We start from the raw sequence: 25,063 nt of genomic DNA, 5'->3' as shown, positions 1-25,063 counted from the left end.
CTAATTAATGCCTAAAGAGATAGTAAAGAAACGTGTTAGTAGGGGGATAAAAACTGATTTTGACAATGTGGTATTTTATACAACAATGTTATTAGTATTTATAGGGATCATAATGGTTTTTAGTGCTAGTTTTATACAATCTACATTTAAACTAGATGATTCCTATTTCTTTTTAAAAAGAAATATAATTTATGCAACCATAGGATTTGTTGCTATGATTTTTACATCTAGGATAGACTATAGATTTTGGTACAAAAATGCAAAAATATTAGGAATAGTAGTTGTCGTATTACTTATATTAGTACTTTCACCTCTTGGAACTTCGTTAAATGGAGCTCAAAGATGGTTAGGGGTTGGAGGATTAACAATACAACCAGCAGAGTTAGCTAAATTTGCAACAATAATAATAACTGCTAAATTAATAGAGTTAAAGTACGATAAAATAAAATCTTTAACAAAAGGAGTTATACCACTTCTTATAATACCTAGTATTTTCTTTGTATTAATAATATTACAACCCAATTTATCAACTGCAGGAACAGTAATTTTAGTTACTTTTGTAATGATATTCGTAGCAGGGATGGATATGAAAATTGTTTATGCTATGTTTGGAGCAGGAATTGGATTATTTGCAGTAATGGTATTAGCAGCTCCGTATAGACTTGCTCGTGTTACTTCATTTATAGACCCGTTTAAAGATCCTCTTGGAGCAGGATATCAAGTAATACAAGGGTTGTATGCACTTGGGTCAGGGGGACTATTTGGACTTGGACTAGGAAAAAGTAGACAAAAGTATTTTTATATACCAGAACCGCAAAATGATTTTATATTTGCTATCATAGGAGAAGAACTTGGGCTTGTAGGATGTGCAATAGTAATAATGCTATTTGTATTTTTAGTTTATAGATGTATAAGAATTGCAATAAAATGTCCTGATGTATTTTCATGTATGCTTGTTGTAGGTATCGGTGGTCAAATAGGGATTCAAGCAGCTTTAAATATAGCTGTTGCAACATCATCAATGCCTGTTACAGGAGTCGCCTTACCATTTATAAGTTATGGAGGAACCTCCCTTACGATATTTATGGCAGCAGTAGGGATTGTGCTTAATGTCTCTAAGCATGTAAAAATGAATTAGACAGGAGATGAAAGTTAATGAAAGTTTTATTATCTGGTGGAGGAACAGGAGGGCATGTATACCCTGCCATCGCCATAGCAAATAAGATAAAAGAAGAGAACCCAGATGCTGAAATAGTATTTGTAGGAACAGAAAAAGGAATAGAATCTGAAATAGTTCCTAAATATGGTTATGAACTAAGAACTGTTACAGTACAAGGGTTTAAAAGAAAAATAGATTTTGATAATGTTAAAAGAGTATTTAAATTATTTAAAGGATTAGAGCAGTCAAGAAGGATTGTTAAGAAATTTAAGCCGGATGTTGTTATAGGAACTGGAGGATATGTTAGTGGACCTGTATTATTCAATGCATCTATGGGTAAAGTTCCAGCTATAATTCATGAGCAAAATTCTTTCCCTGGAGTTACTAATAAAATTTTAGCTAAAATGGTAACTAAAGTTTTAACCAGCTTTGAGGATTCTCATGTTAGATTTCCTGAAGAAACTAGAAATAAATTAGTACTTACAGGAAATCCGGTTAGAAAAGAGATTCTTATATCTAAAAAAAGTAATTCAAGAAGAAAGTTAGGAATACAAGAAGATAAAAAAATGGTTTTATGCTACGGAGGTAGTGGAGGATCAAGAAAAATCAATGATTCTATGAAGGTAGTAATAAGAGATCTTGTTAATGAAGATGTAGCGTTTATATATGCTACAGGTAAGAACTTCTATGATGGTTTTATGAGTGACATAAGTGACTTACAGTTAAAACCATATCAAAAAGTAGTACCATATTTAGAAGATATGGCAAGTGCATTAGCAGCTTGTGATATAGTTATAGGAAGTGCAGGGGCTATATCCTTAGCTGAGATAACAGCTCTTGGTAAACCATCTATAATAATACCTAAAGCCTATACAGCAGAAAATCATCAGGAATACAATGCGAAAAGTATAGAAAGCAAAGGTGCTGGAATAGCTATTTTAGAAAAAAATCTTACAGCTGAAACTTTAAATGATACAGTGTTTAAATTATTAGGAGACAGAAATCTTTTAATAGACATGTCAAATGCAAGTAAAGAAATAGGAAAACCAGAAGCTATAGACATAATATATAAAGAAGTTATGGAAGTTTATAATAGAAACAATAAAAAGCCGAAAAAAGAGGCTAAAGTTGAAAGTAAAGATGAAAAAATAAGTGAAAATGAAGTAAAAGAAGTTAAGACAATCGGTATAAAAAATAAAAAGTAACATATTTCCCCTCTAGTACATAGTATTAAAAATATAAGAAGTTATATTTTAGGCTAAAAATACTTGCTACTAGGGGGGATACTTTTGTCAAAGTATATAATTAGTGGAGGCAACAAAGTAGAAGGTAGGCTGGATATAAGAGGAGCAAAAAACTCTGTATTGCCTATAATGGCTGCGTCTATACTAAATGAATCTAAAAATATAATAAAAAACATTCCGGATATATCAGATGTACATGTAATGATTGATATATTGAAAAGCATAGGATGTAAAGTTGAATACAATGAGTATACTTTATATATAGATAGTAAAAATGTTAATGTAAACAGTGTTAAAGAAGAGTATATGAAAAAATTAAGATCATCCATTATAGTAATGGGGGCAATGATAGGAAGATTTAACAATATAAGTATAAGCTATCCAGGAGGATGTTCTATAGGTTCTAGACCGATAGATCTTCATTTATATGCTTTGGATAAACTAGGTGTAAAAATAACTGAAGACAGAGGATATATATATTGTAATAGAGAGTATTTGGTAGGAAATACTATAAACCTAACATTTCCAAGTGTAGGTGCTACAGAAAATGCGATGTTGGCAGCCGTAAAAGCAAAGGGAATAACAATAATAAATAATGCTGCAAGAGAACCTGAGATAGAAGACTTGCAAAATTTTTTGAATTTAATGGGAGCAAAAGTAAGTGGAGCAGGAACTAGTTGTATTCAAATTGAGGGTGTAGATAAATTACATTCTGTCGAACATACAATAATTCCTGATAGAATTGCAATAGGGACTTATATGATTGCTAGTGCTATAACGGGAGGATATTTAAAAATTGATAGAGTTATAAAGAGCCATATGGACCCTATAGTTAGCAGATTAGAAGAATTGGGATGTAATATTGAATATAAAGGAGCTGGATTAGAACTTAAAGCTCCAAGTAAAATTTTACCTATAGATATAATAAAAACATCACCTCATCCTGGATTTCCTACTGACATGCAATCTCAGCTTATGACTTTATTATGTTTAAGTGAAGGTACTAGTATTTTCCATGAATCAATATTTGAAAATCGATTTATGCATTGCGGAGAACTTTCTAAAATGGGAGCAAACATAATAAAAATAACTGAAAATATTTGCATGGTAAAGGGTGTAAATAAACTTGTTGGGGCTAAAGTGGAAGCTTCGGATTTAAGAGGAGGAGCAGCCTTGATATTGGCAGGTCTAGCTGCAGAAGGAATAACTGAAGTTACTAATATTAGCCATGTAGAACGAGGTTATGAGCATATTGAAAAAACATTGAAAAGTCTAGGCGCAAATATAAAAAAAATTTAGGATAAAAAAAGAAATCGAATTAGTTTTAAGTACTATTACGATTTCTTTTTTTGTAATTTTAAAATATTAAATAATCAAATAACAAAGGATAAGCTATTGTTATGTAGTATTTTATAATATATAAAATACTAAAGGTGGGTTATTATGAAAAAAAATAAATGCAAGTTAAATAAGAGAGGTAAATTTGCTATATATGCTTTTATTTTGCTAGTTATATTATTTATTTATATATGTATAAGTAGTAGTATTTTTGAACTTAAACAAATCGATGTGGATGGAAATAGTAAAATAACTAAAAGCGACATAATTAAAATAGGAGATATTGAAACTGGCAAAAATATTTTTAAATATAATTTAAATGATGTAGAAAAAAAATTATTGGTAAACCCATACATAAAATATGTTAAAGTTAGTAGGAAGTTTCCCGATAAGTTAGTAATAACAATTAAAGAAAATAGTGAATATGCAATAATAAAAGAAGGAGCAAGTTATATTTATATAGGTGAAAATGGATTGGTTTTATCAGAACAAAAAGATATAAAGAACAAGAATATCCCCTTAGTAAGTGGTATTGAAATAAAAAATAAAAAATTAAACACAAAGATTAAAATCAATTCATATAAATCAAATGACATAATTTTAGCTATAGATACATTGAAAAAGAACAATATGTCAAGGAAAATTGAAAGTATAAAAATAAATAAAAATAAAATGTACATGAAAACAGATGATAACACAAATATTGTTTTGAAAATAGATGAAGATATAGAGTATAATATCAACCGATTAAAGGCTATACTAGTTGATTTAAAATCTAACAATAAAAAAGGTGGTAATATAGATTTGACTTCCAAAGAACAAGCTATATACTCTCCATGATGTTAAACTTTATTATAATTTCAAAATGCTTATATTTACTAAAATATAAGCAACAAATTGTTTTGAAAATTAATTTTTGTTTATTAAATTTTACAAATTGATAACGAAATTTATGTATATTTACAAATTCTTGTAAAAAACATGAATAAAAAACTTGAATAATGGAGGTATTTCAAAGTAAAATATAGAAGGTGAATATTTATAATATAGGTAATTAATGGTAGTTCGCTTATTATAATAACTGGGTATTATATTTAAATGACATTATACAATAGAGTACTCTGGATATAAGTAAATTAAAAATTAAATTAGGCTTTAAAAAATTTACTTACATAGGATATATAATAGGAGTTCCTATGTATTATGTAGATATATTGGTATTTGGGACAAGGTTATTTAATAATTTATCAATTATAAGAAGACAGATTGTATCTAATTTATGCAATAAAAAAAGAGGAAAATGAACTTTTTTGTGGAATAAGTTAGTTAAATATTAACAAAATGCTAATATAAAATGATATAATTAATACATAGATTTACTTTGAATATTAAATAAGGAGGTTTGTAGATGCTAAACTTTGACGTAGAAATGGATAACTTTGCAAAAATCAAAGTAATAGGCGTAGGTGGCGGTGGTAACAACGCTGTCAACAGAATGGTTGAAGCACAACTAAAAGGTGTTGAATTTATAGCTGTAAATACTGATAAACAAGCTTTATATACATCTAAAGCTGAGCATAAAATTCAAGTTGGAGAGAAACTTACTAGAGGTTTAGGAGCAGGAGCAAACCCAGAAGTTGGGAAAAAGTCTGCAGAAGAAAGTAAGGATGAAATTCTCAAAGTTCTTGAAGGTGCGGATATGGTATTTGTAACTGCAGGAATGGGCGGAGGAACAGGAACAGGAGCTGCACCTGTAGTTGCTCAATTAGCAAAAGAGATGGGTATACTTACAGTAGGAGTAGTAACAAAACCTTTTGCTTTTGAAGGTAAAGTAAGAATGAAAAATGCAGAACAAGGTATAAAAGAGTTAAAGACAAAAGTTGATACTTTAATAACTATACCTAATGATAGATTGTTACAAATAGTTCAAAAGAATACATCTATGTTAGAAGCATTTTCGATAGCAGATGATGTATTAAAACAAGGTATAGAATCTATATCAGACTTAATTGCAGCACCAGGTTTAATAAACTTAGACTTTGCTGACGTTCAATCTATAATGAAGGAAAAAGGCCTAGCACATATGGGTATGGGAAGAGCTCAAGGCGAAAATAGAGCTATAGAAGCAGCAAGACAAGCTATACAATCACCATTACTAGAAACGTCTATAAAAGGAGCTAAGGGTGTTTTACTTAATATAACAGGTGGAGCAAACTTAGGACTATTTGAAATAAATGAAGCTTCTACATTAGTTCAAGAATCTTGTGATTCTGAAGCTAATATAATATTTGGAGCTACAATAAAAGAAGATTTAAAAGATGATCTTGTTATAACTGTTATAGCTACAGGCTTTGAAGATGGACAAGATATGGATTTAGATTTAATAAATAGAAACAACGCAATGAATCAAGGACAACATCAAAACTTTCAACAAAACAGTTTAAATCATAATCCGGCACGAGAGCCTCAAAGACCAGTAATGCCAGAACAAAAACAAGAAGAAGAAACTGTGGTTAAACAAAATACAAGTTCAACATACATAGAAAGTGATGATATGGAGATTCCAACATTCCTAAGAAGAAGAAGATAGTACTATCTTCTTTTTTTTTGCGTTTTTTTGTTTTATTTAAGAATAAATTAAATTTGGTTCGACTATCAATTATGACATAAAACTCATTAAACCTAAACTATAATATAGGTAAATGTTTCAAGGGGGGGGATGGAGGTGTACGTAGAATATTATGCAATTGAAAACTTATTAGTAAATTATATAATAATAAGTTGCACTGCTATAATTTCAAAAAATAATAGTTCTATGAAGAAAAAATGGACAGGTGCTACAATTGGAATGATATATTCGATTTTGTATTTATTTGATAATTTTAATTTGTTTTTTTCAATTCCTATGAAAGTATTATTAATTTTAATTGTAACGAAAATAGCATTTAATAATGAATCGTTAAAGGGATATTTAAGGACTTTAACTATATTTTATTTTGTTAATATTTTTATTGCTGGAAGTTCATTTTTTATTATATATTGTACAGGCCTCACACATTTAACTATATCTTTTATAATCTTAATTACATATATAAGTGGAGTAGTTCTTAAATATATTTATAATGACATAAAAGAATTAAAGCATATAGCAAGTATGAAAAAGGATATGACGGTATGCATAGATGAAAAAGAGGTGGAACTTAAGGCTTTAATAGATACAGGGAATTTATTGAAAGATCCGATAAGTAAAAGTGAAGTTGTTATTATAAGTGCTAATAAATTATATGGAATTTTACCTGAAGAATTCCAAAAACTAGATCTTAAAAATATAAATATAAGTTCAATTGATAATGTTATAGATAAAGTTGATAAAAATATATCTTATAGGATTAGAATGATACCTGTAAAGCAGATAAATGACAGCAACTTGGTAGTAGGCATAAAATCAGATTACATAAAAGTTGATGGACAAAAAATACCTAATGTAATATTAGGGCTTTCAAATTTTAATGAAGATGGTTATAACGCTATATTAAATCCACAACTATTAATGAGTATATAAAATTTAAGGGGGATAGTTTTATGAAAAATTTTATAAAATTAAAGTCAAAGTGTATAGGTTATTTTTATAAAATATTAAAAAGATTAGGTCTTTTAAATCCAAAGGGGCTATATTACTTAGGAGGCGTAAATATATTGCCGCCACCGCTTTCTACTGAGGAAGAGCAAGAACTTTTAAAAAACTTAGAACATGATGAAAGTATAAAATCTATCTTAATTGAAAGAAATTTAAGATTGGTAGTATATATATCTAGGAAATTTGAAAATACAGGGATTGATGTGGAAGATCTTATATCAATAGGGACAATAGGTTTAATAAAAGCTGTGAATACATTTAAGTTAAATAAAAATATAAAACTAGCTACTTATGCATCTAGATGTATAGAAAATGAAATTCTTATGTATTTAAGAAAAAATAATAAAAAGAAAACCGAGGTATCATTTGATGAACCTCTTAATGTTGACTTAGATGGGAATGAACTTTTATTATCTGATATATTAGGAACAGAAAATGATGAAATATATAAGTTAATAGAAGAGGAGATAGATAAAGATCTTTTAGTTATGGCTCTTGATAGACTTTCAGATAGAGAAAAACAAATTATGGAGTTAAGATTTGGTCTAGCTAGCAAAGGAAATGAAAGAACTCAAAAGGAAGTTGCTACGATGTTAGGTATATCACAATCATACATATCTAGGTTGGAGAAAAAGATAATATCTAGACTAAAAAAAGAGATGAAAAAATTTGTTTAGAGAATAAATAATTGCTCTTAAACAGTATAAAAATATACTAGATGTAAATAATTGTATAAGAAATACTTTTTAAGAGAGGACTGAGTTGTAATGCAAATAAATAAAGTTGAAATCTGTGGAGTAAATACCTCTGAGTTACCAGTTCTTAAAAATAATCAAATGACAGAACTCCTTATAAAAATTAAAAATGGAGATGAAGTAGCTAGACAAGAATTTGTAAGAGGAAATCTAAGATTGGTTCTAAGTGTAATTCAAAAGTTTAATAACAGAGGGGAAAATATTGACGATTTATTTCAAATAGGTTGTATAGGACTTATAAAGGCAATTGATAATTTTGACTTAAGTCAAAATGTAAGATTTTCAACTTATGCAGTCCCTATGATTATAGGAGAGATAAGGAGGTATCTAAGAGATAATAATCCTATAAGGGTGAGTAGGTCCTTAAAAGACATTGCATATAAAGCTCTTCAAGTGAGAGAGAGGCTAGTAAGGTCTAATTCTAAGGAACCAACTGTTTCAGAGATAGCTAAAGAGCTTGAGCTAGATGTTGAAGATGTAGTAATGGCTTTAGATGCTATTCAAGATCCTATATCATTATTTGATCCGGTATATCAGGACAATGGAGATGCTATATTTGTAATGGACCAAGTTCAAGATAAAAAAGATACGGATGAAAATTGGTTACAAGAAATAGCTCTTAAAGAAGCTATAAAAAAATTAAATGGAAGAGAACGATTGGTTTTAGATTTAAGGTTTTATAAAGGGAGAACTCAGATTGAAGTAGCTGATGAGATTGGTATTTCTCAAGCGCAAGTTTCTAGGATAGAGAAAAATGCTTTAAAAAACATGAGAAAATATATATAAAAAATATGCAAAAGTACTATTACTTTTGCATATTTTTTTGATGCGCTCATAATTGCATATTAATTGTAAAAAAATGTAAAATATGGTATAATTCGTAGTGGATAATATTAGTGAAGAGGGAGAATTGAATGTTAAATTCATCATTATCATATGTAATAATTAGAAGTTTTCCAGAAAGCATTTTTTTAGTTTTAGCTGGATACATTTTATTTAACTTGAAAATAGAATTCAAGAACCTTATAAAGAATTCTTTATTTTTTTTGATTTTATTAACTAGTATAAGGATGATGCCTATAAGTTTTGGAATACATACAGTATTTAGCATGTTTATAATAGGTGTAATTTTTTATAAATTTGAAAATCAACAAATTATACCAACCATAATTAATGTTTCTAAAATATATATATGTCTAGCTACAAGTGAGGTTATATATATGCTTGTTGCTGAAAAAATATTAGGTGTACCTACAACAATGTTAGTTGATAATACAAGTATAAACAGCGCAATACTATCACTTCCATCATTACTAGTATTTATTTTATTAATTATTGGATTAAGTGTAATAACTAAAAAAATAAGTAAAAATATATAGGGGTAAACTTATGGATATTATAGAAAAGATTTCATATAATGTTTCAAATAAAATAGGTGAAAAGGCAAACAAAAGTAAAGATGAAATACAAGTTATGCATTATGGATTATTTATTTGGATACACACTATATTGGCTTATATAGCTACGATTTTAGTAGGAATAATGATAGGGAGAACAATAGAAGTTTTATTAATTTCTATTGTTGCATCTAGTTTGAAAAAGTTTTCAGGCGGAGTTCATGCAACATCTCCTAATAGGTGTTTGATAATAGGTATTATAACAACATTAATTTTTACTTATATTTATGTTTTTTTTAATAAATATTGTGGATATAACTTTATATATATTTTTAGTATAGTGAGTATTATATCATGTTATTATATTTTTTATAAAAAGGCTCCAGTTGGAACAAAAAATAAGCCTTTAAAGAAGGAAGAAACTAGAAATAGACTTAGAAAAAAATTATTTAATAGACTTAATGTTTTTATTGCAATCATAATATTACTTTTAATAGTTAGATTAACTAAAATTTTAAATTATGACACAGCTATGTTTGTATATTGTATAGAATTAGGGATTTTATTACAAACAATAGCAATAACTAAGCTAGGAGAAACAATCATATTAAAATTAGATTGTTTTCTTAAATAAAAAATATTTAAGGGGGATTAGCTATGAACTTTTTAGCAAATTTATTCTCAGATTTTGCAGTGAATTTAGGAAATGGAGCATCTACAATGTGTGCTATGGTATTCTTTGAACCAGAAATGCCAAAATCTTTAAGAGAAGAGTAATTTTAAATAAACCATAAGGATATATCCTTATGGTTTATTAATTAAAAAGGAAATTTAGGAGAAAAGAATGAATGAGTTTGAAAATATAAGGAATAAAAAAGTATTTGAAATATTAGCAATAATAAAAGTTATATACATGCTTCTAGGAATGGTAGCTATGATAAGTTCTTATACAACAATAGAAAGTTATAATTATATGTTATTTTACATATACATAGTTGCTATAATAATACTTTTAATAGTTTACTTTATATGGTTATCAAAGAGACAATATAAATTTATAGATAATCCAGCAAAATCTAGAGACAATATAGAAACAATTTTATTAATGCTAATATGTACGGTTATAATAATGTCAACAGGTAAAGAAGAGAGTCCTTATAAATTTCTATATATTTTTATAATTATAATAGCAGCAATACAATTTGGGAGAAACTATGCTATGATTGTTTCTATAATTTGTTCTATATTAGTTTGCGGAGTAGATGTACTATCAATACAATTTGGAGCTCATCTTCAAGATCCAGCTAAAGAATTAATAACAAATTATTTTCAAATTGATATAGTTATAGTAAGTGCTTTTTTTGTAACGTCATGGATACTAGGAATGTACGTTAATATAGAAAAAGAGCATAGTAAAGAGCTTCAAAATCTAGCTAATGTAGATGAACTTACGGGTTTATATAATCATAGATATTTTCAAGAATCATTAGAAACACTAATGGAGTGTGCTGATAGTGAAAATACATCAATCTCGATGTTGTTTATGGATATTGATTATTTTAAAAATTACAACGATATAAATGGGCATCAGGCAGGGGATGTTGTTTTAAAAGATGTAGGTCAAATTTTAAAAGAAAGTGTAAGAGAACATGATATTGTAGCAAGATATGGAGGCGAAGAATTTGCTGTAATTCTTCCAAATACTGTGGAAGAAGATGCTATAATAGTTGGAGAGAGAATTAGAATAAATATAGAAAATACATATTTTTATGGTCAAGAAAATCAACCAAATAAAAATATGACTATATCTATAGGAGTTTCATCATATCCGCTAAGGGCAAGTAATAAGCATCAGTTTATAAATACGGCAGATGATGCTCTTTATAGGGCTAAGTCACTTAATAAAAATAGGGTAGAAGTATATTATAGTGTTTTAGAAGAAATTTCAGACCATATATATATAGACGAAGAAACAGCTAATTCATTAAAAAGACTTATAAACATGATAAATAAAAAAGATAGATATACATATGGACATACAGAAAGAGTAGTCATATATCTAGGTTGGTTTTCAAACTATTTAAATCTCAACGAAAAAGATAAACTGCGTTTAAAACTAGCAGCTTATCTTCATGATATAGGTAAAATTGAAATTCCAGAAGAAGTATTAAATAAAAAAGGAAGTCTAACTGATTTAGAGTATGATATGTTAAAAAAACATCCAGAATTGGGAGTGGATTTAATAAAGCATGTAAAAGCATTTGAAGAATTATTACCAGCTATAAAACATCACCATGAAAGATACGATGGAAGAGGGTATCCAGACAATTTAAAAGGCAAGGAAATCCCATATTTAGCTAGAATAATATCTATAGCAGATAGTTTTGATGCAATGACATCTCATAGACCTTACAATAATAGAAAAGGTCATGAAGAAGCTATAAAAGAACTTAGAAAATGTTCAGGAAGTCAGTTTGATCCAGAATTAGTTGAAAAATTTATAAGTATGATAGAATTAAAAAAATAATTTAAAATGGCCAGTATGGTCATTTTTTTTTATTCTTGTACATATTTATTTTTAAGAGGAGGTAGATTATAATATGATTAGAATTTCTGATATAATGGATAAAGAAGTAATAAATGTTAAAAATGGTAAAAGAATGGGATTTATTACAGATATAGAGATGGATACGAATGAAGGAAAAATTTTATCATTCACAATTGAAGGTGATGGAGGTATGAACTTTTTTTCAAGAAATTATGATGGGCAAGTTGTTTTTTGGAATGATATAATAAAAATAGGATGTGATACAATTATAGTAAACCAAGGTCAAGATCATAGTTTAGATGAATTTAATATATAAAAGACATAAGAAAAAAGGAGGGATAGGCTTTGTTATGTCCTTACTGCAATTATAAAGAATCAAAGGTAATAGACTCAAGACATACAGATGGTCAATCCATAAGAAGACGAAGAGAGTGTGAATCTTGTAAAAAGAGATTTACTACATACGAAAAAATAGAATTAACTCCTATTATGGTTATAAAAAAAGATAATAGTAGAGAATATTTTGATAGAAATAAAATAAAAAATGGTATATTGAAGTCTTCTGAAAAAAGGCCTGTTTCAATAGAGCAAGTTGAAGAAATAATACATTACATAGAAAATGAAATAAACAAGGCTTACTTATCAGAAATAGAAAGTAAAAAGATAGGTGAGATGGTAATGGATAAATTAAAAGATGTAGATGAAGTAGCGTATGTAAGATTTGCATCAGTATATAGACAATTTAAAGATATAAATACATTTGTTAAAGAGCTGAAAAATATACTAACAGAAAAAAGGTGATTGAGTATGAAAAACTATATAAGATTTGAAGAATTTGATAAAAAGTGTGATTTTGTAAACTTAGCATTTTCCAATATAAATATTGATATGGCATCGAAGTCTGATAAAGAAGATCTTTGTAAAGAGTTAAATATGAATTTCGAGAACTTAACAAATAATAAACAAACTCACTCAGATATAGTAAACATAATAAAAAAAGAAAATATAGGGAAAATAAAAGAAGGGGATGCTTTAGTTACCAATTTGAAAAAAACTCCACTATTAGTTTTTGTTGCAGATTGTGTTCCTGTGGCTATTGTGGATCCTAAGAAGGAAGCTGTAGCACTTTGTCATGCAGGATGGAGAGGTACATATTCAAAAATAACTCAAAAATCTATTGAAAATATGGAAAAGCTGTATGGAACAAACCCTGAAGATTTAGTTTGTGTATTAGGACCTTCAATTGGACCTTGTTGTTATGAGGTATCTAAAGATTTAATTGAAAAATTTAACACAATTATTACAAATAGAGATGAAAAATTTTATATAATTAAAGAAAGCAAGTACTATCTAGATTTATGGAAAGTAAATGAATTGATATTGACAAGTTGTGGTGTGAAAAAAGAGAATATAGTTAATTTAAACATATGCACTAGTTGTAACAGTGACAAGTTTCATTCCTATAGAAAACATAATCAAACAACAAAAAGGCTAGGTATGATACTTGAAGTAAAGTAGAGAGGGGCTAACTTAAGATGAAAACTAAAGTGTTAGTTATAGATGATGAAAAGCATATTGTAGAGCTTTTAAAATTTAACTTAGAAACTATGGATTATGAGGTTCATTACTCATACGACGGATTTGATGGGTTTATAAAAGCTAAAGAGATAATGCCAGACTTAATATTATTGGATTGGATGCTTCCAAATATAAGTGGAATAGACCTTTTAAAGAAAATCAGAAGTGATAAAGATTTAAAAAATATACCTGTAATAATGCTAACAGCTAAAAATATTGAAAACGACAAGGTAGAAGGCTTAGATTCAGGTGCTGATGATTATATAACAAAGCCATTTAGTGTAAAAGAGTTATTAGCTAGAAGTAACTCTGTTTTAAGAAGATATAATGTTAATAATGACAATAGTGATAAGACAGTGTTAAGTATAGGAAATTTAAAAGTAGACTTACAAAAGCATGAGGTAATTAAAGGCACTGAAAAGATAGATTTAACACTTAAAGAATTTGAACTTTTAAGACTTTTACTAGAAAACAAAGGAAAGGTTTTATCGAGAAACTACTTATTAGATAAAATATGGGGATATGAATATTATGGAGAAACTAGAACTGTAGATGTTCATATAAGATATTTAAGAAAAAAAATAGAAGGAACTAGTGAAGAAGAAAAATATATAGAAACTATTAGAGGAATAGGATATAAAATAGATTAAGGGGTGTTTTAACATGGATAATATAAGCATATACTTTTTAATTGTTTTAATATCAATTATAGTTTCTATAATTTCAATAAGATATGCTATAAATTTAAGAAATTACTTACAAGAATTTATAGCTGTTTCAAAAAAAATAAGTAACAAAGAATTCCATGCAAAAATAAACATATCAGCAAAAGGTGAATTAGGGCAACTAGTTGATAATTTTAATGATATGATTGATACAATAGATATTACGATTCAAGAAGTTCAATACAAAAATTTACAATTAAAATCTATTGTAAAAAGTATATCGCATGGTATTTTAGCTATTGATATAAATGGAAATGTTTTATTGATAAATGAAGAAGCAAAAAAAATAATAAAAAGTGATGGAATTGAGATAATAGAAGGTAAGAATATACATCACGTTATAAAAGACTATAAAATATTAAATGAAATTGCTAAATTTATAGGATCAAAGAAAACTGAAATGAAAGAAATTACTAATGATGAAGACATAGTATATAACATAAAGCTAGACCCTATATACCTTCAAAGTAGTAATAATGTTATCATTGGCTCTATAATAAACATAGAAAACATAACTGAAAGAGTTAAGTTAGAAAATATGAGAAGTGACTTTGTTGCTAATGTAACTCATGAGTTAAAGACACCTCTTACATCTATAAGTGGATTTGTAGAAACATTAAGAATAAATGAAAATATAGATAAAAATATGAGGGATAGATTCTTAGGAATAATTGAAACAGAATCCGATAGACTAAAAAGGCTTATAGATGATATATTATTACTCTCATTTATAGAAAATAAAGACACTATAACATCTGAAAATGTAGAGGTACTAAATGTATTTAAAGAAGTTTACGAGTTAACGATTAACTCTGCCAAGATAAAAAATATTGAATTAAAATATAAATTTGATGATGAGAAAATTTTTATAAACTCTAATAGAGATTATATTAAACAAATATTTTTAAATTTAATAGACAATGCTATAAAATATACTCCTGATGGAGGTTTTGTAGAAACTAGTGTATATGAAAGTAATGAAGAGGTATTTATAAAAGTTTCAGATAATGGGATTGGAATATCTAAAGAAGATAAAGACAGGGTATTTGAGCGATTTTATAGAGTTGATAAGGCTAGGAGTAGAGATGTAGGTGGTACCGGGCTAGGGCTAGCTATAGTAAAACATATAGTTAAATCTTTAAATGGAACTATATGTGTAAAAAGTGAATTAAATATAGGAACTGAATTTACAGTTACGATACCAAAAAAAAATTTCCTTAATTAAGGAAATTTTTTTTTGTTTTTGCACACAATAAAGATAGTAAAAATAAAAGGAGGATAACATATGGACGATGCTACATTATTTAGGCGTGCATTTGGGGTAGCTTTAGTACTTGGCGTTTTATCAAGGCTTATAGTATTAAGGATAGTAAATAAGCAACAACCAACTCAGCCTCAAGATTATATAGAACAACTTATTTTATCATTTATTGCAGCAGCATTAGGAGCAATAGCATTTCCAGCTTTATTAGATAAAGAATTTGCAGCACTTACTTTTTTAGCAGTAGGGATACAACAATTTCAAGAAGTAGCGAGTGAAGAGGAAATAACCTTATCTAATATAGATGATAGTGAGTTGATTAGAAAAGGGATTACTTATATTCATGATGTGTCTAAAAACTACGAGGTTAGAAATTATCTGAGCATTTTTTCATCACTAGCCGCATCTATAGCATTTATAACAATATTTAATACATTTAAAGCTAACTTTATTATTTGTACTATATCATCAATTGTGGCAACGGGAGTAGTAGGTTATATATTTAAAAAAATACTAGCAAATAAAAGTTTAGAGGATATTGTTGATGTAGAAGTTGTACCAATAGAATTTGATGGAGCATTATTAAAAGTAGGAGGGGTAGTTTTAACAAATATAGGGCTAGAGACATCAAAACAAAGATATTTAGAAAAGGGTATAGGACTTAAAGTTATCCCAAAAGATATGGTGTCTGCTGGTATAATAGGAGACCCAGCTCAACAACAAGCTATGCTACATAACGTATATTTACATATGGGAATAGATAGAGATGTTGATGAGCCAGAATTTATACCTATAGCCAGAACAAACCCCAAAGATAACTCAGTTAATTTCGGGTACATTCCATTAGTTAGAGATGTTGATTTAACAGTAGAAGCTATAAAAAGTGCACCTATATTAGATAGTTCAAAAGGAAATAACAATGCATATAGAAAGAAAAATAAGAACAAGCAAAATTAAGGGGTGAGTAAATGAAAAGTATATTTATAATTGGTATAGTTATAGGTATTATTTCAAGGGTTATAACTTTAAAGACAGACCGAAAACAATATCCAACAGAACCAAATATGTTAGTATCACAACTTGTTTTAGCTATTATAGGATCAGCTTTAGGAGCAATGCTAGTTCCTGCTTTAATACAAAAATCATATACGTCAATTACATTTTTATCACTTGCAGCTAGTCAATTTAGACAAGTTAGACATAGTAAGAGAAAGTCTTTGACAGATATGGAAGACTCACTATTAGTAAAACGTGGAGCTGGGTTTATTGAAGAAATTGCTCTAACATATGAGGTTAGAAGTTACACTTGTATTCTTACAGCTTTAACGACGTCAGCTGTGTATCATTTATCTAAGACGGAGCTTTATGTGGGAGAAGGCGGAAGTATATTCCTAGGGGCATCAGCAGGGCTTGCATTGGCATTGATATTTAAAAAGTTATTTGTAAGAGAAAGTATAGGATCTATAGCAGAGGTTATTCCGGCAAAAATATCATTTGACGGAGCGTTATTAAAAGTAAATGATGTTGTAATTTCCAATATAGGATTGGATTCTTCAAAACAACGATATTTAGATTATGGACTAGCAGTAGAAATCATACCTAAAGATGGAAATTACATAAATAGCGGTATAATATTAAGTCCAGGACAAAGACAGACAATAGCTAACATAGCTTACTCAAGACTAGGAATAATGAGAACTCCAGATGAGCCAGACTTTGTTCCGCTTTTGAGAAGAAATCCTAAAAATGAAAGTTTAGTAATGCCGTATATACCTATTGAGAAAGATATAAATCAGCTTATAGCAGCAGTTAAAAGTACACCTATAATTGAGAGCTCTAGAGGAAATAATTGGGCATTAAAGAGGTTTAATATAAAACAACAAAAAGGAGTGTAGAACATGAATGTAGGTATAACTGACGTAACATTAGCTATAATTACTACGAATAAAGAAATGAAATCGGCTAATATTCCTGTTTTTTATGCAGAAGATGAAAAAGAACTTCAAGAAAGAGGTTTAATAATATCTAAAACTATGGGAGGTATGGTTCATGATGTATATCATGGAACTCTAATAGTAGTGAAGCATTAAAGGTACCTTTAAAGGTACCTTTTTATTGACTATTTTAAAGAAAACGTGGTAATATAATGTGATGTACTTATAAAGGAAAAGTGGTGAAATTTATGGAAGTCAATGTAAAAAATACAAATAATATAATCAGTAAAGTATACAAAGATAGCATCGCTTGGGAACTAGGAATAGAAGTTGGAGACTTGTTAATTTCTATAAATGATCAACCGATACATGATATAATAGAATATAGATTCTTGCTAAGTGATGAGTACTTAGAAGTAGAAATAAAAAAGAAAAACAATGAAATATATGTGTATGAAATAGAAAAAGATTATGATGAAGATTTAGGAATTGAATTTACAAATCCTATAATAGATAAAGCTAAAAGTTGTAGAAATAAATGTGTATTTTGCTTTATAGATCAATTACCAAAAGGTATGAGAGAAACACTTTATTTTAAAGATGATGACTCAAGATTGTCATTTTTACAAGGAAACTTTGTAACTTTAACAAATATGAGTGAAGAAGATATAGATAATATAATTAGATATAGAATAAGTCCTATTAATATATCTGTTCACACTACAAATCCAGAACTTAGACAAAAAATGATTAAAAATAAGTTTGCTGGAAGACTTTATGAAATAATGCAAAGATTGGCTGATGCTCAGATACAAATGAATTGTCAGATTGTTTTATGTCCAGGATACAATGACAAAGCAGAATTAGAAAGAACTGTATCTGATTTAACAAAACTATATCCATATGTAAATAGTGCAGCAGCAGTTCCAGTAGGAATAACTAAACACAGAGACCATCTACCAAACTTAGAGATATTTAATGAACAAACTGCAGGAGAAACTATAGAGTTAGTTCATAAATTACAAGAAAAATATCTAAATGAACTAGGAACAAGGTTTATATTCCTATCAGACGAGTTTTATATAATGGCAAATAAAAAATTATTAGATTACGACGATTATGAAGGCTTTATACAATTCGAAAATGGAGTAGGTATGATAAGTAAGTTAGAAAGAGAAATTCATGACTATCTACAAACTATTTCGGATGAAAAAATAAATTCTAAAAAGAAAATTTCTATAGCTACGGGACACTCTGCATATGAATTTATAAAAAATATGGCGAGTTTCATAATGAATAAATGCCCAGGAGTAGAGATAGAGGTTTACAAGATAGTAAATAACTTCTTCGGAGAAACTATAACGGTATCGGGGCTTATAACAGCGACAGATATAATAAATCAGTTAAAGGATAAGGACTTAGGACAAACTTTATATATACCAAGAAGTATGTTAAAAGCAGATGAAGAAATATTTTTAGACAATATTACACTAGAAGAATTACAAAATACTATGAATATTGAAGTTGTACCTTGCTTAAATGAAGGTAAAGACTTTGTTGATAAGATTTTGAAATAGAGAGGGAGGTTATTATGAACGATAATAGACCGGTAGTTGCAGTAGTTGGAAGACCTAATGTTGGTAAATCAACTTTATTTAATAAGTTAGCAGGAAAAAGAATATCAATAGTTGAAGATACTCCAGGAGTAACAAGAGATAGAATATTTACAGAGGTAGAATGGTTAAACAAATATTTCACACTTGTAGATACTGGAGGGATAGAACCAAATAGTGATGATATAATATTATCTCAAATGAGAAATCAAGCTATGCTTGCTATGGATATGGCTCACGTTATAATGTTTGTTGTTGATGGTAAAGCAGGTCTTACAGCGGCAGATAAAGAAGTAGCACAAATGCTTAGAAAAACTAAGACACCTGTAATATTAGTAGTAAACAAAATAGATAGTCAAACTCAATTTGACAATGTATATGATTTTTATGAGTTAGGATTAGGGGTTCCATTTGCAATATCTAGTGCAAATAGTATGGGACTTGGAGACTTACTTGATGAAGTTGTAGCTAACTTCCCAGAAGGATTAGATACAGAGTATGACGAAGATATAATAAGAGTTGCTATAACAGGTAAGCCTAATGCAGGAAAATCTTCTATATTAAACAATATGTTAGGAGAAGATAGAGTTATAGTAAGTCCTATAGCTGGAACAACTAGAGATGCTATAGATACTTATTTAGAAAAAGGAGATAATAAATTCCTTTTAATAGATACAGCAGGACTTAGAAGAAAAAGTAAAATATATGAAAATGTAGAAAAATACAGTGTAATAAGAGCCATGAGTGCAGTAGATAGAGCGGATGTAGTTCTTATTGTAATAGATGCAGAACAAGGTGTAACAGAACAAGATACAAAAGTAGCAGGTATTGCACATGATGAAGGGAAGGCTTGTTTATTTGTGATAAATAAATGGGACTTAATAGAAAAAAATGATAAAACAATGAGCATATATACAAAAACTATAAGAGAAAAATTCCCGTTCATGGCATATGCGCCTATAGTATTTGTATCTGCGAAAACAAATCAAAGAATGAACAAAATATTAGAAACAGTAACTTATATAGCTGAAGAACATGCTAAGAGAGTTCCAACATCAACATTAAATGATGTAATAGGTGAAGCTGTACTTCTTAACCAACCACCTTCAGATAAAGGTAAGAGACTTAAGATATACTATGGATCTCAAACTGGAACACAACCACCTAAATTTACATTATTTATAAATGATAAGCAACTTACTCACTTCTCATATCAAAGATATCTTGAAAATAAGATAAGAGAAAACTTTGGATTTGAAGGTACACCTGTATGGTTTGACTATAGAGAAAAAAGAAGATAGGTATTAGGGGGGAAGAAATGATTAATTACCTAATTATTATTTTAGTATCGTACTTTATAGGAAGTATATCGACATCATATATAATAGCAAAAAGAATGATGGGTGTGGATATAAGAACCCAAGGTTCAGGAAATGCAGGATCTACAAATGTTCTTAGGACATTAGGAAAAAAAGCTGGAATACTGACATTTGTAGGAGATTTGTTAAAAGGTGTAATAGCTGTATTAATAGCAAAGGTAATAGCCACTATAGCCCACACAGATGTAGCTACAGCATCATACATAGCAGTTGTATTTGTTGTAATAGGTCATAACTGGCCTATATACCTAGGGTTTAGGGGTGGAAAAGGAGTAGCTACTTCTTTAGGAGCCATGATAGCTGTAAACCCTGTGATAGCTTTAAGTTGTTTCGCATTTTTTATACTAATTGTATACGTGACAAAATATGTTTCTTTAGGGTCAGTACTTAGTATATGTACATCTCCTATAATAATGTTTTTTATAGGAAATGATAAAGGACTAGTAGTTACTTTGTTTTTATCAGCATCAGTAATTTTTAAACATAGAGAAAATATTAAACGATTATTAAATGGAACAGAAAGAAAAATAGGAGAAAAAAAATAATACTTTAAGTATATTTAGGTGGTGTTTGTATGGAAAAAATTTGTGTATTAGGAGCTGGAAGTTGGGGAACAGCATTAGCATTAGTAGTAGCTAAAAAAGGCTATGATGTCTCTATGTGGACTTTAAATGAAGACCAATGTAGTTTAATTAATGAAACTAGAGAAAATAGAGATTATCTTCCAGGAGTAAACATACCAACAAATATTAAAGTTACAACGAATATAGAGGAATCAGTAACAGATAGCTCAATGATAGTTTTAGCGGTACCTTCTCAAGCTATAAGAAGTATTTGTAAGCAGATTAAGCCATTTGTAAAAAGCAATCAAATATTAATTGATGTTGCAAAAGGTTTAGAGAAAGGAACTGGACTAAGACTTTCGGAAGTATGCGAACAAGAAATCCCAGAATGTGAATATGTTGTTCTTTCTGGACCATCACATGCAGAAGAAGTTTCAAGAGATATACCTACAACTGTAGTTGTAGCATCTGAGAAATTAAGTACTGCGGAAAAGGTCCAAGATACGTTTATGAGCCCTAAATTTAGAGTATATACAAATCCTGATGTTGTTGGAGTTGAATTAGGTGGAGCATTGAAAAATATAATCGCATTTGGAGCCGGTATATGTGATGGATTAGGATATGGAGATAATGCCAAGGCAGCTCTTATGACAAGAGGAATACGTGAAATAAGTAGATTAGGGATTGCTATGGGAGCTGAATCACCTACTTTCTCTGGATTGTCAGGAATAGGAGATCTAATTGTTACATGCACGAGTATGCATAGTAGAAATAGAAGAGCTGGAATACTTATAGGACAAGGAAAAAGTTTAGAAGAAACTTTAAAAGAAGTTAAAATGGTAGTAGAAGGAATAACTGCAACGGAAGTTGCTTATGATGTATCAAAAAAATTAAACATAGAAATGCCTATAACTAATGCTATTTACTCAGTTCTTCATAATGGATCGAATCCAGATGAAGTCGTAGATGAGTTAATGATGAGAAACAAAACACATGAAGTTGAAGAGGTAGTAAAAGAAAACTAGATTATTAAATCTAGTTTTTTTTTATTTTTGTAATATTAACCTGCAGATTAAAATATACTTTATTAAGAATTTGTATGCAGGAGGGTTATAGATGAATAATATATATGAGGACATAGCAAGAAGAACTCAAGGGGATATATATGTAGGTGTAGTTGGACCTGTTAGAACAGGTAAATCTACATTTATAAGAAAATTCATGGAACTATTAGTTTTACCTAATATAGAAAATGAATTTAAAAGAGAAAGAACGCAAGATGAAATACCTCAAAGTGGTTCAGGAAAAACAATTATGACGGTTGAACCAAAATTTGTTCCAGCTGATGGTGTAGAAATAAAGATTAGAGAAAATGTTTCGATGAAAGTTAGAATGGTTGATTGCGTTGGGTACATAGTTGATGGAGTTTTAGGTCATGAAGAGGATGGTAAACAAAGATTAGTATCTACGCCATGGTCTAATGAAGCTATGACTTTTGAAAAAGCAGCTGAAATAGGTACAAAAAAAGTTATAAGAGACCATTCTACAATAGGAATAGTTATGACTACAGATGGAAGTATTACTGAAATAGATAGAAAATCATATTCTATACCTGAAGAGAGAGTAATAAATGAGTTAAAAGAACTTAAAAAACCATTTGTAATAGTGTTAAACACATTAGATCCATATGCTGAGTCAACTCTAGAATTAAAAAGAGAATTAGAAGAAAAATATGATAAGCCTGTAATACCATTAAATGTTTTGGCTATGGATGAAGAGGATGTGGAAGAAGTTATGGAAAATGTATTATATGATTTCCCTATAAATGAAATAAATATAAACTTCCCTAAATGGATAGAAGGATTAGAAAAAAATCATTGGATAAAAAATAACATAATATGTGCTATAAAAGACAGTATAAATGAGGTTGGAGTTATAAGAGATGTGAATTCTATAATAGATGGATTTGAAAGTTTAGATTTCTTAGATGAAACTCAAGTTGATAATGTAGAATTAGGTGAAGGTATAGTAAGTATAAATTTAGGAACTAAAAAGGACTTATTCTATAATGTTTTAGAAGAGAAGAGTGGATTTAAAATAGATGGTGAATATGAACTATTAAACCTAGTAACTCGATTATCAAAAGTTAACACAGAATATGAAAAGGTAGAACAAGCGTTAACTGATGTAAGAGAGAAAGGCTATGGGTTAGTAGCACCTACTATAGATGAACTTACTTTAGATGTACCTGAAATAGTTAAACAAGGTAAACAATATGGAGTGAGATTAAGAGCAAAAGCTGGGTCTATTCATATGATTAAAGCTGATATATCTACAGAAATTTCTCCTGGTGTAGGAACAGAGCAACAGGGTAAAGAGATGTTAGAAAGTTTATTAAAAGGTTTTGAAGAAAATCCAAATGAAATATGGGAATACAATATGTTTGGAAAATCATTACATGACTTGGTAAAAGATCAATTGCAAAGTAAATTGTATATGATGCCAGATGATGTAAGAGTTAAGATACAAAAAACTTTACAAAAAATAATAAATGATGGTTGTTCAAATATAATAACTATTATTTTATAAATTTAAAAAAGGTGCATATCGAGGTATGCACCTTTTAAGTTTTTGAAAATAGTAAGAGGAGTTGTATTTATATTGAAGAAATAAATATAGTATTATATTTATTTTTAGGGGGATATATATTGAAAAAATTAAAATTTAATTATACTAAGTTGATTTTAATATTTATATGCATATATGTATTATCAAATATACTTAGTGGTATAATTAAAAAAAATGCAGATACTTTGGTTTTAGAAAATCAAGTTGTTCGAGAAAGTTTCAAGAAAAAGGGACTAGTAATTAGAGATGAATATTTATTGGAAAGTAGTATGGATGGAAAAGTAAAATACTGTATTAAAGAAGGTAATAAAATAAAAAAAGGTGATGAAGTAGCATACATCTACAATGGTAATGTAGATGAAAAAACGGTAAGTACGCTAAAAGATTTAAAACAAGATATATCAGATATAGAATCAGGAAATACAAAGATAGTAAAATCGGATATAAAAAACATAAATGAGGGTATAAAAAAACTGAGTTTAAATTTACAAAACGATTTATTAGATGGAGATATAAACATAGATAGTAATTTAAACAAAATATCTAAACTTTTAAAAGACAAAAATGAAATAATAGGAAGTGATTTAAATAGTAAGACATTACAAGATAAAGAAAATGAAGCAGAAAAAGTTTCAAATTTAATTGCAGATAACTCACAATTATTTAAGGCTAAAAACTCAGGTATTATCTCATATAAGTTTGATAACAATGAGAAAAAATTTAACTTAGAAAATATTGGAGAAGTAAAAAAAGAAGATATAGAAAGTACAAAAGAAGAATATGTAGATATAAAGAAAGATGGAGAAGTAAAAAAAGGTGAACCTGTTGCAAGGATAGTAAACAATATAAAGCAATATATAGCTATAAGTTGTAATGAAAAAGAAATAAAAAAATTAAATGTAGGACAAAAAATAATTGTATCTAGTGACGTTGAAAAAATAAATGCAAATGTATATGATATATATAAGGATGGAAATGACTACATTGCTATATTATCTATAAGCGAACAAAATATGGAAATTTGCGATACAAGAGTAAAAGAATTTGATATAATATATAAGTCAACAGAAGGCTTAAAGGTTCCTAAAGATGCATTTGTAGAAGTAGATGGTAAAAAAGGTGTCTACGTAATTTCTGAAACAGGAGAAGAGAAATTTGTAGAATTACAAGGAACTTTTTATGAGAGTGAAGAATATATAGTTATTGACTATTACAGAAATCATATAAATGGAGTAAAAAGTATTAGCATTTATGATGAAGTGATATTAAACCCAAGAGGTAAAAAAATTAGTAAAAGCAGGTGA

General features: G+C 28.5%; 27 protein-coding genes. All 27 read left to right on the top strand.

What is annotated here, in order from left to right; translation table 11 throughout:
• Window positions 1-7: 7 nt before the first annotated feature.
• The 27 genes from spoVE (at window position 8) to GFJ41_RS10200 (ending at window position 25,063) form a co-directional block, all read left to right on the top strand.
• Window positions 8-1,138: a stage V sporulation protein E gene (spoVE, locus tag GFJ41_RS10330; protein ID WP_081949216.1), complete on the top strand. Its 1,131-nt coding sequence runs from the start codon at window positions 8-10 to the stop codon at window positions 1,136-1,138.
• 17 nt (window positions 1,139-1,155) lie between these two features.
• The gene (gene murG, locus GFJ41_RS10325; RefSeq protein ID WP_035115460.1) at window positions 1,156-2,364 is read left to right on the top strand and encodes an undecaprenyldiphospho-muramoylpentapeptide beta-N-acetylglucosaminyltransferase; all 1,209 of its coding nucleotides are present in this window, start codon (window positions 1,156-1,158) and stop codon (window positions 2,362-2,364) included.
• 84 nt (window positions 2,365-2,448) lie between these two features.
• On the top strand, window positions 2,449-3,702 hold the full coding sequence (gene murA, locus GFJ41_RS10320) for a UDP-N-acetylglucosamine 1-carboxyvinyltransferase (protein ID WP_035115457.1): 1,254 nt from the start codon (window positions 2,449-2,451) through the stop codon (window positions 3,700-3,702).
• 144 nt (window positions 3,703-3,846) lie between these two features.
• A complete protein-coding gene (locus GFJ41_RS10315) occupies window positions 3,847-4,581 on the top strand; it encodes a cell division protein FtsQ/DivIB (protein ID WP_035115454.1) in 735 nt (244 codons plus the stop codon).
• A gap of 281 nt (window positions 4,582-4,862) precedes the next feature.
• Entirely contained in the window at window positions 4,863-5,045 is a 183-nt protein-coding gene (locus tag GFJ41_RS19610) for a DUF1290 domain-containing protein (protein ID WP_114543618.1), read from the top strand.
• A gap of 104 nt (window positions 5,046-5,149) precedes the next feature.
• Window positions 5,150-6,331: a cell division protein FtsZ gene (gene ftsZ / locus GFJ41_RS10305; RefSeq protein ID WP_021430078.1), complete on the top strand. Its 1,182-nt coding sequence runs from the start codon at window positions 5,150-5,152 to the stop codon at window positions 6,329-6,331.
• A 135-nt stretch (window positions 6,332-6,466) separates the two neighbouring features.
• Entirely contained in the window at window positions 6,467-7,303 is an 837-nt protein-coding gene (locus GFJ41_RS10300; protein ID WP_052169117.1) for a sigma-E processing peptidase SpoIIGA, read from the top strand.
• Between the two features lie 20 nt (window positions 7,304-7,323).
• Window positions 7,324-8,055 (top strand): RNA polymerase sporulation sigma factor SigE, encoded by a 732-nt coding sequence (sigE, locus tag GFJ41_RS10295; protein ID WP_035115449.1) that lies wholly within the window; start codon window positions 7,324-7,326, stop codon window positions 8,053-8,055.
• Between the two features lie 90 nt (window positions 8,056-8,145).
• Entirely contained in the window at window positions 8,146-8,919 is a 774-nt protein-coding gene (gene sigG / locus GFJ41_RS10290) for an RNA polymerase sporulation sigma factor SigG (protein ID WP_021430119.1), read from the top strand.
• Window positions 8,920-9,047: 128 nt separating this feature from the next.
• Window positions 9,048-9,512: a hypothetical protein gene (locus GFJ41_RS10285; protein WP_170075265.1), complete on the top strand. Its 465-nt coding sequence runs from the start codon at window positions 9,048-9,050 to the stop codon at window positions 9,510-9,512.
• 10 nt (window positions 9,513-9,522) lie between these two features.
• Window positions 9,523-10,164, top strand: a complete 642-nt coding sequence (locus GFJ41_RS10280) for an accessory gene regulator ArgB-like protein (RefSeq protein ID WP_035115443.1) — start codon at window positions 9,523-9,525, stop codon at window positions 10,162-10,164.
• A gap of 23 nt (window positions 10,165-10,187) precedes the next feature.
• Window positions 10,188-10,307, top strand: a complete 120-nt coding sequence (locus GFJ41_RS10275; RefSeq protein WP_081949215.1) for a cyclic lactone autoinducer peptide — start codon at window positions 10,188-10,190, stop codon at window positions 10,305-10,307.
• A gap of 67 nt (window positions 10,308-10,374) precedes the next feature.
• Entirely contained in the window at window positions 10,375-12,057 is a 1,683-nt protein-coding gene (locus GFJ41_RS10270; protein ID WP_035115440.1) for a bifunctional diguanylate cyclase/phosphohydrolase, read from the top strand.
• 73 nt (window positions 12,058-12,130) lie between these two features.
• Window positions 12,131-12,394, top strand: coding sequence for a YlmC/YmxH family sporulation protein (locus tag GFJ41_RS10265; protein WP_021430001.1), 264 nt, complete (start codon window positions 12,131-12,133; stop codon window positions 12,392-12,394).
• Between the two features lie 29 nt (window positions 12,395-12,423).
• A complete protein-coding gene (nrdR, locus tag GFJ41_RS10260; protein ID WP_021430012.1) occupies window positions 12,424-12,879 on the top strand; it encodes a transcriptional regulator NrdR in 456 nt (151 codons plus the stop codon).
• Window positions 12,880-12,885: 6 nt separating this feature from the next.
• Window positions 12,886-13,596, top strand: a complete 711-nt coding sequence (gene pgeF, locus GFJ41_RS10255) for a peptidoglycan editing factor PgeF (protein WP_170075264.1) — start codon at window positions 12,886-12,888, stop codon at window positions 13,594-13,596.
• Between the two features lie 17 nt (window positions 13,597-13,613).
• Complete coding sequence (locus GFJ41_RS10250) at window positions 13,614-14,306, top strand: winged helix-turn-helix domain-containing protein (RefSeq protein ID WP_021433875.1); 693 nt, start codon at window positions 13,614-13,616, stop codon at window positions 14,304-14,306.
• 13 nt (window positions 14,307-14,319) lie between these two features.
• A complete protein-coding gene (locus GFJ41_RS10245) occupies window positions 14,320-15,606 on the top strand; it encodes a HAMP domain-containing sensor histidine kinase (RefSeq protein WP_085282445.1) in 1,287 nt (428 codons plus the stop codon).
• Between the two features lie 60 nt (window positions 15,607-15,666).
• Entirely contained in the window at window positions 15,667-16,599 is a 933-nt protein-coding gene (locus tag GFJ41_RS10240; protein ID WP_035115428.1) for a YIEGIA domain-containing protein, read from the top strand.
• A gap of 11 nt (window positions 16,600-16,610) precedes the next feature.
• The gene (locus GFJ41_RS10235) at window positions 16,611-17,537 is read left to right on the top strand and encodes a YIEGIA domain-containing protein (protein ID WP_021430080.1); all 927 of its coding nucleotides are present in this window, start codon (window positions 16,611-16,613) and stop codon (window positions 17,535-17,537) included.
• A 3-nt stretch (window positions 17,538-17,540) separates the two neighbouring features.
• The gene (locus GFJ41_RS10230; protein WP_021429980.1) at window positions 17,541-17,732 is read left to right on the top strand and encodes a capping complex subunit for YIEGIA; all 192 of its coding nucleotides are present in this window, start codon (window positions 17,541-17,543) and stop codon (window positions 17,730-17,732) included.
• Between the two features lie 92 nt (window positions 17,733-17,824).
• Window positions 17,825-19,153: a DUF512 domain-containing protein gene (locus GFJ41_RS10225; protein WP_170075263.1), complete on the top strand. Its 1,329-nt coding sequence runs from the start codon at window positions 17,825-17,827 to the stop codon at window positions 19,151-19,153.
• Window positions 19,154-19,167: 14 nt separating this feature from the next.
• A complete protein-coding gene (gene der / locus GFJ41_RS10220) occupies window positions 19,168-20,490 on the top strand; it encodes a ribosome biogenesis GTPase Der (protein WP_021430122.1) in 1,323 nt (440 codons plus the stop codon).
• 17 nt (window positions 20,491-20,507) lie between these two features.
• Complete coding sequence (gene plsY / locus GFJ41_RS10215) at window positions 20,508-21,113, top strand: glycerol-3-phosphate 1-O-acyltransferase PlsY (protein WP_021430032.1); 606 nt, start codon at window positions 20,508-20,510, stop codon at window positions 21,111-21,113.
• Between the two features lie 29 nt (window positions 21,114-21,142).
• Window positions 21,143-22,156 carry an NAD(P)H-dependent glycerol-3-phosphate dehydrogenase gene (locus GFJ41_RS10210; protein ID WP_021430033.1) on the top strand — a complete coding sequence of 338 codons (1,014 nt, stop codon included), beginning with the start codon at window positions 21,143-21,145 and terminating at the stop codon, window positions 22,154-22,156.
• A 91-nt stretch (window positions 22,157-22,247) separates the two neighbouring features.
• Window positions 22,248-23,720, top strand: coding sequence for a stage IV sporulation protein A (gene spoIVA / locus GFJ41_RS10205; protein WP_021430059.1), 1,473 nt, complete (start codon window positions 22,248-22,250; stop codon window positions 23,718-23,720).
• 149 nt (window positions 23,721-23,869) lie between these two features.
• Complete coding sequence (locus tag GFJ41_RS10200; RefSeq protein WP_500048747.1) at window positions 23,870-25,063, top strand: hypothetical protein; 1,194 nt, start codon at window positions 23,870-23,872, stop codon at window positions 25,061-25,063.

It is taken from the genome of Paraclostridium dentum (assembly GCF_012922555.1).
Classification (GTDB): Bacteria; Bacillota; Clostridia; order Peptostreptococcales; family Peptostreptococcaceae; genus Paraclostridium; species Paraclostridium dentum.
The sequence above is the reverse complement of the archived record's forward strand: the minus strand, read 5'-3'. Positions and strand labels throughout refer to the sequence as shown.